Origin of the sequence: Streptosporangium carneum, from assembly GCF_027922005.1 — a bacterium.
GTDB lineage: Bacteria > Actinomycetota > Actinomycetes > Streptosporangiales > Streptosporangiaceae > Streptosporangium > Streptosporangium carneum.
Genome location: NZ_BSEV01000013.1, coordinates 55,871 through 70,063 on the forward strand (window position 1 = coordinate 55,871; position 14,193 = coordinate 70,063).

The window sequence follows — 14,193 nt, forward strand, 5'->3', positions numbered from 1 at the left end:
GCCTAGCCGATTCCCATGAGACGGTCGAACTCGGTGAAGTCACGCGCCTGGGCGGGCTCCTGCTTCAGAAGGCCGGAGGTGACGATCGAGCCGAGATCACCCTGAGCCATCAAGCTGGGATACCCGTCCATATCGGGGAGTGGCTGGAGATGGGAAAGGCCGGTCTCGCGGTCGCGTGAACAGACGACGACGTTCTTGTGGTCTTCCGCCTCCAGAGCCGAGAGCAGGGCGGGACTGTGCGTCGTGAAGATCACTTGTGAGGCGGCTTTCTGTGTGGCCTGCTTGACCAGACCAAGTATCTGGGCGGCCTGGGAGGGATGCAGGCCGTTCTCCAACTCCTCGATCACCAGAGCGGGAGATCTTCTGTCTCCTTCCGCGCTCCGGGCGCCGAGGTCGAGATCCTGTCCTTGCCGGAGCAGGCTCGTGGCGATGGCCGCGAACCTCAGCAGACCGTCGCTCATCTCCCTGGCGGGTGTGACGGCACCGTCCTCGCGGAGCGCGAGCATCACGTCGTTGAGCGGGGAACGGATGACCTCGATGTCCGTCACCTCGTGTTCGACGAGACTCTGCACATGGCAGACCAACTGCCGGAAGCGTTCGGGGTCGTGCCTCTCCATGTGGTCGATCACGGCGGAGAGGTTCTCGGCCGTCCTGCGCAGCCGAATGTCCCGGCTGGGAACGTACTGCCGCATGAGATGGGGGACGGGGTCCAGATGGAAGACCCCGCGAAGCGTCTCCAGGACGTCCTGCGCGGCGGTGACGACGCGCCGCTCAGCCTCGGTCTCCCCGGCGAGCCGGAGCGGGAGCTGGCTGGTGAGAAGGCGATCGGAGCGGAACGAGCTCCTGGGGTCTCGTCCTCGACGGCCGTTGTACCAGGTGGCGTCGATGGTGCCCGATTCCGGATTCGTCTCGGATGTCCTGATGAGATCGTGAAGAATCTGGCGTACGGGGTCACGGGTCGATCGGCGTTTTCCTGACAGGCCGACCAGACGCTCGCTGACGATCTCGGGTTCCGGGCGGACCTGGACCGTGACGTCGAGTTTTATGGCGAAATAGCTGTCACCGAGTCGATCGGGCGCCAAGACGGTGCATCCCAGCTGGAACCGGTCCGCCCCGTGCGGAGGGCACCCCTCGACGCCTCCCCGCAGCGGCCCCTCGTCACCCCGCCTGCTGTCCAGCGCGTCGACGATGTCCGCACCGGTCGCCAGACGGGACAGCACTTCAAGACCGTCGAGAGCGTTGGACTTTCCGCTGCTGTTGCGGCCGATGAGCGTCGTCATGCCGCCCAGAGGAAGAGTCGCCTCGCTGAAGGTCTTGAACTCGGTGAGGCGCAGCTCGGTCAGGCGAGGCTTCATATCTGAACCGTACATGTGCACCCCCTCACCAGGGGGTGCACATGACGTCGAGGGCCTACTCGTCGCCGGTCAGGGAGAAGCTCCGCAGGCGCTGGCCCGCCCAGACGACCGCGCCGACCGTGACGACCAGCAGGGCGGTGACGGCGAAGCCGAGTGTGAGCTCGCTGGACAGGAACGACGACGAGGACACCTGGTCGGCGATCGTCTGCGCCCACTGCTGGATGGAGAACCTGCGGGCGCCGGGGACGAAGTTGCCGACCACGCCCTCCCAGATGAGCGCGTAGGCGATGCCGATCGTCACCGCGTGCCGGGTCAGGATGCCCAGCAGCATGAACAACGCCGCGTACGCGAGGCCGCCGACGAGGGCGCCGAGGGCGAAGCCGTACGCGATGCCGGACTCGAGGTTGATCAGCAGGTAGGCCGCGACGAAGGTCGGCACGGCGGCGAACAGCGCGAGCATCGAGGCGGCGACGAGGAACTTGGTCTGCGCGATGACCGGGCGGGAGATCGGCTTGGCCAGCAGGTGGACGATCGTGCCGTCGTCGATCTCGGGGGCGATCACACCTGTCCCCGCGATCAGGCCCAGCAGGGGCAGTATCGCGCCGAGGGCGAACTTCTGCATGAACTCGACCGTGATCAGCTCGCTCCCGCCGCTGACGATCCGCAGGAGCACGGCCAGAGCGATCAGCACCACCGGCAGCAGGACCAGCAGCCAGATCCTTCTGCGGCCGAGCAGCGCGCGGTAGGAGATTCCGGCGATGACAGCGTTCATTGGTCAGCTGCTCCTGTTGATCAAGTAGGAGAAGACGCTCTCCAGGTCTTCGTCGGCGGGGGAGATCTGCCAGACCCGCACGTTCGTGTCCCTGGCGACCCTGGGCAGCAGCCAGGTGAACCGCCGGAAGTCGACGGCCTGCACCTCCAGGCCCGTCTCCGTCAGCGCGACCGAGCTGGAGGAGCCGTCGGCGATCAGCGCCGACGCCAGGCGGCGGTCGTCGCTGGAGCGGACCCGGAACACGTGGGGCCTGTCGGTCATCCTGCGGCGGATCTCGCGGAAGTCGCCCGAGGCGGCGTGCCGGCCCGCGACCAGGACCTCGATGTGCTGGGCGACCCGCTCGACCTCCTCCAGGATGTGCGAGCTGAACAGGATGGTCTTGCCCGCCGCGCCCATGTCGCTGACCAGGTCCATCAGGTGCATGCGCTGGCGCGGGTCCATGCCGTTGAACGGCTCGTCGAGCAGGAGCACCTGCGGGTCGTGCACGAGCGCGGCGGCGACCTTGATCCGCTGTCGCATGCCCTTGGAGTAGGTCTCGATCCTGCGTTCCCCCGCGGCCTCCATCTCGACCGTGGCGATCGCCTTGCGCGCCGCGTCCTCGGGGTGGGGCAGCTGGTGGAGTCTGGCGCTGGACAGCACGAACTGCCAGCCGGTGAGGAAGCCGTAGGCGGCCTCGCGCTCGGGGACCAGGCCGATCGAACGGTAGATCTCGTGGTTGCGCCAGATCTTCACGCCGTCGAGGGTGACGGTGCCGCCCGACGGGGCGAGGAACCCGGCCATCATGTGCAGCAGGGTGGACTTGCCCGCGCCGTTCGGGCCGAGCAGGCCGGTGACGCCGGGGCCGATGGTCATCGTGACGTCGTTGACGGCCACCACGTTGCCGTACCAGCGGGAGACCTGGGCCAGTTCGATGTTCATCGTGCGGCCGCCTTCCGGTAACGCATGATCAGGGCAATCACGGACAGGGCGATCAGCACGGCCACGATCAGGAGCTGCAGCACGACGCTCGTCCCGTCGGGGTAGGCGACGGGCGCGGAGGGGGCCGCGTCGAAGAGCCCGACCTGGACCGCGGCGTCGACCAGGAAGAACGGGTTGATCATCAGGGCCCAGCCGGAGGCGGTGTAGTTGTTCACCGAGTCCATCGTCGCCGAGACGATGGTCGAGACGGCCGAGGTCAGCAGGTAGAACGCGATGACCGAGGCTACGCCGAGGCCGCGCCTCGGGGTGAAGGAGGCGATCGCCACGCCGAGGCAGGCCAGCAGGATCGCGTAGACCGCCGCCCCGGCCATGGAGGTCAGGTAGCCGCCGGTGTGGGGCGGTCCCTCCAGGTCGATGACCAGCTCGCCGACGTAGAGCACGGTGAGCGGCACGGCCAGCAGCAGGAACATCGCCACGATCATCGCCGCGAGCTTCGCGCCGACGTAGTCCCACAGCGTCACGGGGCGCGACAGGTACAGCGGCAGCACCCGGAAGCGCAGGTCGGGCGCGACGATGTACGGCGACTGCGCGGCCAGGAAGATCGCCAGCACGGCCTGCATGGTGACGCCGTAGGAGGTGTAGGTCATCCCCGGCTGCTTGAGCAAGGCCATGATCGCGATGGAGACGACCGCGGGCAGCATCATGACGCCCACGATCAGGAACGGGACGATCTTCGCCCTGGCCGTGCGGCCGAGACCGAAGATCCCGCGCAGGCTGTGCACGAGCAGGGCGGCGGTGGCGTGACCCCGGCCGAGCCGTGCCCCGCCGTAGTGGCGGTATCCGATGTCGTGGATGACACCCGTGGGCTCAGACATCGGCGGGCTCCCTGTCCACGGGCTCTTTGAAGACGTCCTCGATGCGCTGGCGGCCCTGCTCCATGCGGACCAGGCAGAGGTTGAGATCGCAGACCACGTCGCGGAGCGTGTCGAAGGTCTCCGGCGCGCGGACGTGGACCAGGAGCATCCGGCCGTGGCGGGTGACGCTCTCACCCAGCTCGGTCAGGCGGTCGGCCAGCGCCTCCTGTCCTTCCTCGACCTCGACCGTGACGGTCTGGGTGGTCTGGGTGAAGTCGGCGATCGACGAGGAGCGCAGCAGCTTGCCGCCGTCGATCACGATGACGTGGTCGCACACCCGCTCCAGCTCTCCCAGCAGGTGGGAGGTGACCAGCACGCTGATGCCGAACTCGGTGCCGATCCTGCGGATCAGCCCCAGCATCTCGTCGCGGCCCTGCGGGTCCAGGCCGTTGGTCGGCTCGTCCAGGAAGACCAGGCGCGGGTCGTGCACCAGGGCCTGGGCCAGCTTGACCCGCTGCTTCATGCCGGTCGAGTAGCCGCCCATCACGCGGTAGCGCTCCTCGTAGAGGCCCACGTGACGCAGCACGTCGGCGGCGCGCTCCCTGGCGGCGGTGCGCGGCAGGCCCGACATCTGCCCCATGTGCACGGTGAACTCCGTGGCGGACAGGTCGGGGGGCAGGCAGTCGTGCTCGGGCATGTAGCCCACGACCCGGCGGATCTCCGCGCCCTGGGTCATCGCGTTCATGCCGAGCACCTGCGCGCTCCCCGCGGAGGGGGCGAGCAGACCCAGCAGGATCTTGATCAGGGTGGACTTGCCCGCACCGTTGGCGCCGACCAGGCCGGTGACGCCGGGGCCGACGGTCACGGTGAGCTGGTCGAGTGCCGTCACCCGAGGAAAGTGTCTGGTTAGTCCCTCGGTGGCGAGGATAGTCATGCTCGGACCCTACCTATCGGGTGGCGAGAATTCCTCCACCATGCGAAGGAGGCGCGCATCGTCCGAAAGACCGGTCAGCCCGGGGAACGCGTCGGGCTGACCGGGAACGGGCTGACGCCGGACGCCGTGTCCACCGGCTTCTACCGGCGGGTCATGGCGGCATCGCGCGCGACGCCGGAGGGCCGGGCAGCCCCCGGCGTTCGACCCGCGAATTCGCGCCCGGCGTCACGAAAGACCGTGGCTAGAACTTCGGGCTCCAGTTCTGGTTGTTTCCCCCGTTCGCCGAAAGGGTGTAAACCTTTCCGGCCCGGTTGCTGTCCAACATCATGCCTGTCGCCTCGTTCTGGAGTGTCCAGCGGTGCCCGGGATTCTGTCTGGTGTACCAGAGTTGGTTCTCCCCTCCGTTGCACGGCAGGGTGTAAACCTTTCCGGCTCCGTTGCTGTCGAGGCACCGCCCCGTGGCGGCGTCCCTGATGGTGTCAGCCCAGGGGCCAGGGTAGAACTTGAAGTTCCAGACCTGGTACTGCCCTCCGTTGCATCCGATGGCGTAGACGTCTCCGGCGTGATTGCTGTCGAGGCACAGCCCCGTTTCCCAGTTGCGCAGGATCACTGTGTCGTCCGCGTGGGCCGGAGCGGCGGCGAGGACCGCGGATGTGACCAGCACACTCGCGAATAAAGCGCGGCGGGCTTTCTGCTTTATCCCGCCTTGGCGGGGCGCGTCTTCCGTGTTGAGCATGGCCGTCTCCTTTTTGGTGAAGATTTCGGCTCACAAGGCCGGTACGCCTGGTGTCGGCCGGCTCGGCGGGGTGGATCTGTGAATCCGTTGTTTCTTACAGGCCGCTGCTTTCCCGGACCAGGCTTGAAACCAGTGTGTTGGTTTGTGTCTGGGATGTCGTTGACGGTTTCTGCAGTCATTGTTGATGGTTTCTGCGCCGCCCCGCGGCAGGTGCGGAACGTGGGCGCTCCCGGGGGCGTGCCATTTCCGTCCCCGCTCCGCGGGCGGCCGGTCGTGACCGTGCTCATGGGCGTGCTCACGGGTGTGCCGGGGGCCGCCCGCGTGACGAGCGGTAGTCGGCCGGGGAGACGCCGTAGGCGGTGCGGAAGATGCGGCTGAAGTGGGCGTTGCTGGCGAAGCCCCAGCGGGCGGCGATGACGTGGATCGGGTGGGGGCTCAAGGCGGGGTCGGCCAGGTCGTGGCGGCAGCGTTCCAGACGCTGCTGGCGGATCCAGGCGGCCACGGTCAGGCCGTGCTCCTGGTCCTGGAAGAGCTGGTACAGGCGGCGGACGGAGATCTGATGGGCGGCGGCGACGGTCTCGGCGCACAGCGTCGGATCGCCGAGGTTGTGCTCGATGAAGGTGTGGATACGCCTTCGCAGTATCTGCTGATGGGTCTCGAGCGGCAGGGCGGCGACGTCGAGGTGGTGGGCGCACACGGCGGTGAACAGATCCACGGTGATGGCCGACAGGCGGGTGGCGTCGGCGGCGGTGTAGCTGGAGGCGTGCCGCAGCAGTTCCTCCAGGTGATGGCGGAGCAGGGCGCCGACGCCGTCGTGGGCGGACAGGCGGGTGGAGGTGAGAGAGGCGAGTCTGCCGTCCGGCAGCGGCAGCGCGGCTTTGGGGATCTGCAGGACGATGCCGGCGAAACTGCCGGTGCCGTCGGCGGTGATCTGGCCGTGAAAGGGGTGCGAGTTGTCGTAGAACACCATTTCCCGAGGGCCCGCGGTGGTTTGCCTGCCGAACTGGGTGATCTGTTTGGCGCCGCGCCGGGAAAGCGCCAGGCAGTACGTCTCAGGGGCGAAATGCTGGATCAGCGTGGAAACATGGTGTGACTGCAGGGACGGGGAGGTCATCGAGTACACCTGCGTCGGGCCGAGGTCGAGCACGCGCAAGGTGGTGCGGAGGTCGTCCTCGTGATCACCGCGCACCAGGGTGGGCGCCAGGGGCTGGGAAGCCGTCTCCAGGAGCCGGGCGCTCTGGTCGGGTGCGGGCGGGTTCTCGCTGCGGAACACCGTCTCGATCATCGCCGGTTTCCCGTGACGTGTTCCGTACCTGCCGGAAAAGGTGTTATCGGTCTCCCGTATTCGCTGATGCACACGAAACAATCCTTTCGCGTCTTAGGCGGTGCGGTTTTTCCCTCACTGCTTGGACACGAATGAACGGTGGATTGTTCGGAGAGCCGGGCGGCGAACACGAGCCCACCGCGGACCGGCGCGCGTTCCAACGGCGCGGGAAAGTCCGCTCGGGCCCGAGGCGGGCGTCTGGAGGAAAGGCCGGAGGGCGGAGAACCGGGGCGCGGTGTGTCACCCGGTGGCCGTGTCCGGTGTGTTTTTCCCGGTCCCCGCGCGGCAGGCTCTCCTGCGGGGCGGTCGTTCAGGTGAGGCGGTCGTTCCCGTGCCCGCGGGGTCCGGGGCGGCCGTTCCCGCGGGGCGACACGGGGAGCCGTACGCCGAACCTCGACCAGTAGGCCCGCTGGAGGAAGAGCGTCAGCGTTCCGGCGATGATCATGCCCGCGATGTTCACCGCGAGCTGCGCGACCGAAGCCGCCATCTCGTCCCAGCGGGTCAGTGCGGCGGCGACCGCGAAGTATCCGGCGGCGGGCACGGTGGTGACCGAGATGAAGACGCCCACCAGGGCCGACGACTTGCCCGCGGTGACCGACAGCACCCCGGCCGCGCCCGCGAGCAGGGCCACGATGAACGACCACTTGTCGGGCTTGACGATGAACTCGATCTCCTCGTGCCCGGTCAGGCTGGACGGGGTGATCCAGCCGAGCCCCCGGGAGACCAGGGCGCAGGCGAAGGTGATCGCGATGGCGAGGGAGAAGCCGACGGCCAGCGTGCGCAGGGCCTGGCCGATCAGCCCTCTTTCGCGGCGGAGCAGGCCGAAGCAGATGGCCGCGATCGCGCCGAACTCCGGCCCCAGGACCATCGCGCCGACGATGAGGATGGGGGAGTTGGCGATCACTCCGATCCCCGCGATCTGCGTGGCGATCGCCAGGAACGTGAGGAACGCCCAAGTGATTTTGGAGTCGTCGGCGACCCTTTTGGCGAGCTCCGCCCAGATCACGGCGTCGTCCCCCTCGCCGGGAGCCTCCTCCGCGGCGCGGTCGGCCGCGTCCGAGAGGGCCAAGTCGACCTGTTCGGCCGCGATGGAGCCCTCCGTGCTCAGGCCGAGGTGCCGGAGGTGCTCGATCACCTCGTTGGCGGCCTCCCGTACGACGTCGCACTGGACCAGGTCGCCCGCGGGGGAGCGGGCGACCCCGGGCAGCACGACGAGGTTGGTCACGCCGACGGCGTCGTCGAGCAGTCGCAGCACGTCCTGGGTGCGCTCGGGCGGACTGATCACGCGTAGATGCAGCACGGGCCAACCCTAGGCCTTCGGGTCCGCCGCCCCGGACCTCGCGGTCCTTCCGCTTGAATGCGGAGCGGCGCTCCGTATATTATTCGGAGCGCCGCTCCGAATAATATCGAGGTGACTCACGGCGACCGTCGCCACTGACGATCCGAGGAGAGACGATGCCCGAGACGACGATGAAGGCCATCCGGGTGCACGAGTTCGGCGGACCCGAGGTGCTGCGCTACGAGGACGTCCCGATTCCGGAGCCGGGACCGGGCGACGTCCTGGTCCGGGTCCACGCGGCCTGCCTGAATCCGCCTGACCGGTACTTCCGTGAGGGGTTCAGGACCATCCCCGAGGCCGTGCGGAAACAGGCGCGCCTGGACGAGCTGATCATGCCGTTCACCCCCGGCTCGGACATCTCAGGCGTCGTCGCCGCCGTCGGGCCGGGGGTCGCCGAATGGCGGGAGGGCGACGCCGTCTTCGGCGCGGTGCGCTTCCCGCGGCTCAACGACGGCGGGAGGGGCTACGCGGAGTACACGACCTCGCCCGCCTCGCACCTCGCGCGCAAGCCCGCCGCCGTCGACCACGTGAGCGCGGCCGCCGTCCCGATGTCGGGGCTGACCGCCTACCAGTACCTCTTCGACCACGTGAGGCTGGAGAGGGGCGGGACCGTCCTCGTCAACGGCGCCGCGGGCGGAGTCGGCCACTTCGTCGTGCAGCTCGCCAAGACCAGGGACGCGCACGTCATCGGCGTCGCCTCGGGCCGCCATGAGACGTTCCTGCGTGAGCTGGGCGTCGACCGGTTCGTCGACTACACCGCCACCGCCCCCGAGGAGGTGATACGCGACGTCGACCTCCTCGTCGACACGGTCGGCGGTCCGGACGCCCACCGGTTCCTGCCGGTGCTCAAGCGCGGCGGTGTGATCAGCCCCGTCTTCTACGGCGACTACCACCGTGAGCGCGCCGCCGAACTGGGCATCGCCTTCGTCGCGGGCCAGGTCCGCTCCGACGGGGCCCAGATGGCCGAGCTGGCGAACCTGATCGACGCCGGACGCCTGCGCGTCGGCGTCGACAGCGTCTTCCCGCTCGCCGACGCGGCGAAGGCCCACGAGCGCGCGGAGCGGGGACACATCCAGGGCAAGATCGTCCTGCGCGTCGCCGAGGACTGAGGGGCCGAGGACTGAGGGGCTGAGGACTGAGGGGCTGAGGGCTGAGGGGCTGAGGGCTGAGGGGCTGAGGACTGAGGGGGCCGAGGGCTCCGGTCGGCGGCTTCGCGCGGGCGCTTCGCCCGTCAGGCGTCGAAGCGGCGGCGGGAGGCCTCGATGTGAGCGAGGTGCCGGTGGGTCCAGTCGCACATTCCGTGGACCGTCTCCCGGAGGGCCTGGCCCGGCTCGGTGAGGGTGTAGTCGACCCGCGGCGGCACGGTGGGGTGCACGTTCCGCTCGACCAGGCCGTTGCGCTCCAGCATGCGCAGGTTCTGGGTGAGCATCTTGTGGCTTATGCCCTCGATCGCGTTGCGCACCTCGCCGAAGCGCAGGGTGCGTTCCCCCAGAGCCTCGATGATCAGGAGCGCCCACTTGTTGGCGACGTCCGAGAAGATCTCCCGCGCCAAGGAGTCCGCGCGCGTCAGGTCCGCTTCCTCGGGCGAGTCCCTGAACTGCTTGGTCACCATAAGGTTCCCCAGTCACTGAAAAGTGCGTTCTTCCATGTCAGTGCTCACTCTCCTAAAGTTCCCAAGTAACCACAAGAGAGCAAAGACGTCTTGGTTCGAGGAAAGCGAGCCCACGGGCTCCCGCGACACGGAGGCAGGCGACATGGCCGTCACCCTGGTCAACCCCGGCGGACTACCGGAGATCGACGCCTACCGGCAGGTGTCGATCGCGACCGGGTCGAAGCTGGTCTCCGTCGCCGGGCAGGTCGCCTGGGACGCCGACGGGGTCACGGTCGGCGAAGGCGATCTCGCCGCCCAGGTCGAGCAGTGCTACCTCAACATCGGCACCGCCCTGGCCGAGGTCGGTGCCTCCTTCGACGACGTGGTGAAACTGACCGTCTACGTCGTCGACTGGACTCCCGACAAGATGTCCCCGTTCCTGGAGGGGGTCACTCGGGCGGCCTCGAAGCTGGGGGTCGTCCCGGTGCCGCCGGGCACGCTGCTGGGCGTCGCGGCCCTGGCCGCACCCGACCACCTGGTCGAGGTCGAAGCCACCGCGGTCATCGACTGAACAGGCGTTCCCCGCCCAGAGCCTGTTCCCGCCCCGGGTCTCGAACGGCGTCTCGAACCGGTTCGCTCACCCGGGCGTTCGCCGGACGTCGAGGCGGCCTTCCGTTCTGCGACGGAAGGCCGAAGCACAGGCTCAGACGCGTTCGTACACGGAGACGTGCTGACGGCTCGCCGCGGTGAACGGGCCGCGGTCCCAGTCGTCGTAGCGCTCCCGCAACCGCATCCCGGCCAGTCGCGCCATCAGGTCCAACTCGCTCGGCCAGCAGTACCGCAGCCGCAACGGCCGCAGCTTCGTCCCTCGCACGTCGAACGTCACCCGCTGGTAGGTGACGGTCTGCTCGACCGGGTCGTGCGTCTGGAACTCCATGTCCACCGAGGCCTCGGTCAGGGCACGGGTCGCGACCAGCTGGTGGCGGTCGAACTCGGTCAGGTCCTGGACGAAGCACTCGATGACGAACAGCCCGCCCGGCGCGAGGACCTTCGCGACGTTGCGGAAGCAGTCGATCTGGCGTTCCTGGCTCGGCAGGTTGAACAGCGTGTTGTACACCAGGTAGGCCAGCTGGAAGGGGCCCGTCACCTCCACGTCCGCCATGTCGCCGACGACCGTGGGAATCGCCTCGCCGCCGGGTTTCGCGCGCATCCGCTCGACCATCGCCGCCGAGCCCTCGATCCCCTCCACCGCCACCCCGCGCCGGGCGAGCGGCACCGCGACCCGTCCGGTGCCGATGGCCAGCTCCAGCACCCGCCCCCCTTCGGGAACGAGCCCGGCCAGGAACTCGACGGCAGGTCCCGGATCCAGGGGGTGCCGCTCGTCGTACTCGTGCGCGTAATGATCGCCGAAGAACGCCGGATCACCGTATCCACTCATACCGGCCACCCAAACAAGCCCCGCTCATCCGGTGCCACCGGTTTTCCGGCCCGAGGTCGTCACCCAGATCATGGGCGCCAGCAGGCGGGCGGAGGCCCTGGGCGCGCGTCCTGCACCACCTGCAGGCCTGACCGTCGTCCTGTGAGCGTGGCCTCTGGCGCATGAGGTGACGCGGGGGCCGGTGCTCGCGCAGGAGCCCCGGGCGGAATCAGGGTCATCCCTGATGGATCGTGGCCGTCATATTCATCATCCTCGACTAGTCACCAACGACTATATGACGCCGATCACGCTCTGGAGAGCCACATGACCTCCTCTCTTCCCGATACGGCCCGCGATGTCCCGGCGCGGGGACGCACGGACGCGCCTCACTTCGAGATCACCCGGAAGGTCCGGGTGACGCTGCTGATCCATGCGGCGTTGGCGCTGGTCGCGACGGTGGTCACGGTGCCGATCCCGGTCAGGTTCCCGCAGCTTCGCGTGCCTGTCTGGATCGCGATCGCGGTCGTCGCAGCCGGCTTGGCCGTGCTGCCCGAGGTGCGCCGGCGGCTCGCCCGCCGGCCGATGCTGACAGGCGGCTGGCTGCTGGTCGTGCTGACCACGGTCCAGGCGTTCGTCGTGGGCGACCTGCTCGCCCTGCTCGGACTGTGGCTGGCGGTCCCCGCGCTGGCGCTGATGGCAGGGCGGTTACGGACGCGGGCACGCAAGGCACTGGTGGCCGCGCACGTCATCGCCTCCGGCGGGTGGGTGGGCATCGCGATCGTCATGGTGACCATGTCCGTCATCGCGCTGACCAGTACGGACGCCGGCAGCGTGGCGGCGACGTACCGGTTGATGGAGATCTTCGACCTGACGCTGCTGCCATGGGCGAATTTCGCGGCCACCCTGTCCGGGGTCGCGCTGGGCCTGACCACCAAATGGGGACTGATCAGGTACTACTGGGTGGCGATCAAACTGGTGATCGGCATCGGCGTCCTGGTGCTGGCGTTCGGTTTCCTGCACGACGCGCTTGAGGCCTCGGCGGAGGCCGCCGCCCAGGTCGCCGCCGGAGGCGCGACCGCGCACGACTTCGGCCTGGTGCAGGGCGCCGTGTTCTGGGGCTTCGTGTTCGGCCTGGTCAACCTGCTCGCCGCGATGCTGCTGTCGTTGTACAAGCCGGGCGGCAAGACCAGGCGAGGCCTGCGGACCACCGCACGCCCCCGCGGCGCCGCCGACCACCGCTGATCGTCGTCGGCTCCGCCCGGCACACTCGACGGGTCAGATCGGTTCGGGTCACCGTTGAGAATGAGTGCATGGTCAACGGACGCCGCGCGGTCAACAACCCCCTCGCCCTGGCCGTGCTCGCCTATCTGATGGAACGTCCGATGCATCCATACGAGCTGGGCAAACTGCTCAAACAGCGCCAGTTGCACAAGAGCGTCAACTACAAGCACAGTTCGCTGTACGCGGTGGTCGAGCAGCTCAACCGCGTCGGCTACATCGAGCCGCAGCAGACCCTGCGTGACACCCGGCGTCCGGAACGCACCCTGTACACCCTCACCCCGGCGGGCCAGGAGGAGCTGCGCGCGTGGATGCGGGACCTGATAGCGGCGCCGGTCAAGGAGTTCCGGGGGTTCGAGGCGGCCCTGGCCCTGGTCGTCGTCCTGCCTCCGGCGGAGGTGGCCGAGCTGCTCCAGCAGCGGGAGCAGGCCCTGGAGGCGGAGGCCGAGCGGCTTGACGCGAAGATCCAGGCCCCCCTGGCGCCGGACATGGACCGGGTGTTCCGCATCGAGGACGAGTACCAGCTCGCGCTGGTCGAGGCCGAGCTGGTGTTCATCCGGCGGTTCCGCGAGCGGATCATCGTGGCCGGCGACCCCGAGTTCGGCCGCTTCTGGCGCACCTTCCACTCGACATAGCGCCCCCGGGGGCCGCTCGACACGGCGCTCCGGGGGTCAGATGCGGCGCAGCCGTACGCGGCGGATGGAGTGGTCGCCGCCCTTGCGCAGGACCAGGCCCGCGCGGCCTCGGGTCGGGGCGATGTTCTCCACCAGGTTGCGTTCGTTGATGTCGCGCCAGACGTCCTTGGCGAACGTGGTCGCCTCCTCGTGGGACATCTCGGCGAGGTGCCTGAAGTAGGACTTGGGGTCCTCGAAGGCCGTACGGCGCAGCTTGTGGAAGCGGTCGACGTACCAGTCGCGGATGTGCTCGATCTTGGCGTCCACGTAGATGGAGAAGTCGAAGTAGTCGTTGACGGCGAGCGCGGTCGGCGGGGCGGGCTGCAGGACGTTGAGGCCCTCGACGATGAGGATGTCGGGCCTGCGCACGGTCTGGGTCGCGCCGGGGACGATGTCGTACTCGAGATGGCTGTAGACAGGGGCGCTGACCTCGGGCAGACCGGCCTTGACGTCGGCGACGAACCGCACCAGGGCCCGCCGGTCGTAGCTCTCGGGGAAGCCCTTCCTGTGCATGATGTCGCGCTCGGTGAGCACCGCGTTCGGGTACAGGAAGCTGTCGGTCGTGATCAGGTCGACCCTGGGGTGCTCCGGCCACCGGGCCAGCAGCGTGTGCAGCAGCCTGGCCGTGGTCGACTTGCCGACCGCGACGCTGCCCGCGATGCCCAGGATGTACGGCGAGGGCTCCTGCCCCGCCCCGAGGAAGGTGTTGACCGCCGCGCTGCGCTGCCTGGCCCCGGTGAAGTGCAGGTTGAGCAGCCGGGTGAGCGGCAGGTAGATGTCGGTGACCTCGGCCAGGTCGATCGGGTCGTCAACGCCGCGCAACTCCTCCAGTTCGTCCTCGGTGAGCGTCAGCGGCGTGTTCTTGCGAAGCTCGCCCCACTGCGCCCGGCTCAGCTCGACGTACGGCGTCGCGTCCAACCCGTTGGCCATAGTCCCGAAGCCTACTGATCGGTCAAAAGTGCTTCTCAGTGGGGACGGCATTGCCCGATGCCGGGCAGGAA

15 protein-coding genes are annotated in these 14,193 nt (G+C 68.5%); 4 read left to right on the top strand and 11 right to left on the bottom strand.

The genetic code is table 11. From position 1 onward, the window contains the following. Window positions 1-2 precede the first annotated feature (2 nt). The 8 genes from PKF00_RS25595 to PKF00_RS25630 all read right to left on the bottom strand — a co-directional run bounded on the left by PKF00_RS25595 (window position 3) and on the right by PKF00_RS25630 (window position 8,193). On the bottom strand, window positions 3-1,355 hold the full coding sequence (locus PKF00_RS25595) for an AAA family ATPase (protein ID WP_271220173.1): 1,353 nt from the start codon (window positions 1,353-1,355) through the stop codon (window positions 3-5). A 55-nt stretch (window positions 1,356-1,410) separates the two neighbouring features. Beyond that, window positions 1,411-2,127 (bottom strand): ABC transporter permease, encoded by a 717-nt coding sequence (locus PKF00_RS25600; protein WP_271220174.1) that lies wholly within the window; start codon window positions 2,125-2,127, stop codon window positions 1,411-1,413. A 3-nt stretch (window positions 2,128-2,130) separates the two neighbouring features. After that, on the bottom strand, window positions 2,131-3,045 hold the full coding sequence (locus PKF00_RS25605) for an ABC transporter ATP-binding protein (protein WP_271220175.1): 915 nt from the start codon (window positions 3,043-3,045) through the stop codon (window positions 2,131-2,133). Beyond that, on the bottom strand, window positions 3,042-3,920 hold the full coding sequence (locus tag PKF00_RS25610) for an ABC transporter permease (RefSeq protein ID WP_271220176.1): 879 nt from the start codon (window positions 3,918-3,920) through the stop codon (window positions 3,042-3,044). The genes PKF00_RS25605 and PKF00_RS25610 overlap by 4 nt, the downstream gene beginning before the upstream one ends. After that, window positions 3,913-4,788, bottom strand: a complete 876-nt coding sequence (locus tag PKF00_RS25615) for an ABC transporter ATP-binding protein (RefSeq protein WP_425582348.1) — start codon at window positions 4,786-4,788, stop codon at window positions 3,913-3,915. Before PKF00_RS25615 ends, PKF00_RS25610 begins: the two co-directional genes overlap by 8 nt. Window positions 4,789-5,074: 286 nt before the next feature. Continuing rightward, on the bottom strand, window positions 5,075-5,569 hold the full coding sequence (locus PKF00_RS25620; RefSeq protein WP_271220178.1) for an RICIN domain-containing protein: 495 nt from the start codon (window positions 5,567-5,569) through the stop codon (window positions 5,075-5,077). Window positions 5,570-5,864: 295 nt separating this feature from the next. Beyond that, window positions 5,865-6,854, bottom strand: a complete 990-nt coding sequence (locus PKF00_RS25625) for a helix-turn-helix domain-containing protein (protein WP_271220179.1) — start codon at window positions 6,852-6,854, stop codon at window positions 5,865-5,867. 349 nt (window positions 6,855-7,203) lie between these two features. Further along, window positions 7,204-8,193: a DUF389 domain-containing protein gene (locus PKF00_RS25630; protein WP_271220180.1), complete on the bottom strand. Its 990-nt coding sequence runs from the start codon at window positions 8,191-8,193 to the stop codon at window positions 7,204-7,206. Window positions 8,194-8,348: 155 nt separating this feature from the next. On the opposite strand from PKF00_RS25630, the gene PKF00_RS25635 reads away from it, so the two are divergent. Continuing rightward, window positions 8,349-9,341, top strand: a complete 993-nt coding sequence (locus PKF00_RS25635) for an NADP-dependent oxidoreductase (protein ID WP_271220181.1) — start codon at window positions 8,349-8,351, stop codon at window positions 9,339-9,341. Between the two features lie 122 nt (window positions 9,342-9,463). On the opposite strand, the gene PKF00_RS25640 is transcribed toward PKF00_RS25635, so the two are convergent. Beyond that, the gene (locus PKF00_RS25640; RefSeq protein WP_271220182.1) at window positions 9,464-9,844 is read right to left on the bottom strand and encodes a winged helix-turn-helix transcriptional regulator; all 381 of its coding nucleotides are present in this window, start codon (window positions 9,842-9,844) and stop codon (window positions 9,464-9,466) included. Window positions 9,845-9,986: 142 nt separating this feature from the next. On the opposite strand from PKF00_RS25640, the gene PKF00_RS25645 reads away from it, so the two are divergent. Continuing rightward, window positions 9,987-10,394 carry a RidA family protein gene (locus tag PKF00_RS25645; RefSeq protein WP_271220183.1) on the top strand — a complete coding sequence of 136 codons (408 nt, stop codon included), beginning with the start codon at window positions 9,987-9,989 and terminating at the stop codon, window positions 10,392-10,394. A 132-nt stretch (window positions 10,395-10,526) separates the two neighbouring features. Here the strand turns inward: PKF00_RS25645 and PKF00_RS25650 are convergent, their stop codons facing one another. Continuing rightward, the gene (locus tag PKF00_RS25650) at window positions 10,527-11,261 is read right to left on the bottom strand and encodes a class I SAM-dependent methyltransferase (protein WP_271220184.1); all 735 of its coding nucleotides are present in this window, start codon (window positions 11,259-11,261) and stop codon (window positions 10,527-10,529) included. A 303-nt stretch (window positions 11,262-11,564) separates the two neighbouring features. On the opposite strand from PKF00_RS25650, the gene PKF00_RS25655 reads away from it, so the two are divergent. Together PKF00_RS25655 and PKF00_RS25660 are read left to right on the top strand one after the other, a co-directional pair. Then, entirely contained in the window at window positions 11,565-12,482 is a 918-nt protein-coding gene (locus PKF00_RS25655; protein ID WP_271220185.1) for a hypothetical protein, read from the top strand. 68 nt (window positions 12,483-12,550) lie between these two features. Further along, the gene (locus PKF00_RS25660; protein WP_271220186.1) at window positions 12,551-13,153 is read left to right on the top strand and encodes a PadR family transcriptional regulator; all 603 of its coding nucleotides are present in this window, start codon (window positions 12,551-12,553) and stop codon (window positions 13,151-13,153) included. Window positions 13,154-13,189: 36 nt separating this feature from the next. On the opposite strand, the gene coaA is transcribed toward PKF00_RS25660, so the two are convergent. Next, on the bottom strand, window positions 13,190-14,122 hold the full coding sequence (gene coaA / locus PKF00_RS25665) for a type I pantothenate kinase (protein ID WP_271220187.1): 933 nt from the start codon (window positions 14,120-14,122) through the stop codon (window positions 13,190-13,192). Between the last annotated feature and the right edge of the window lie 71 nt (window positions 14,123-14,193).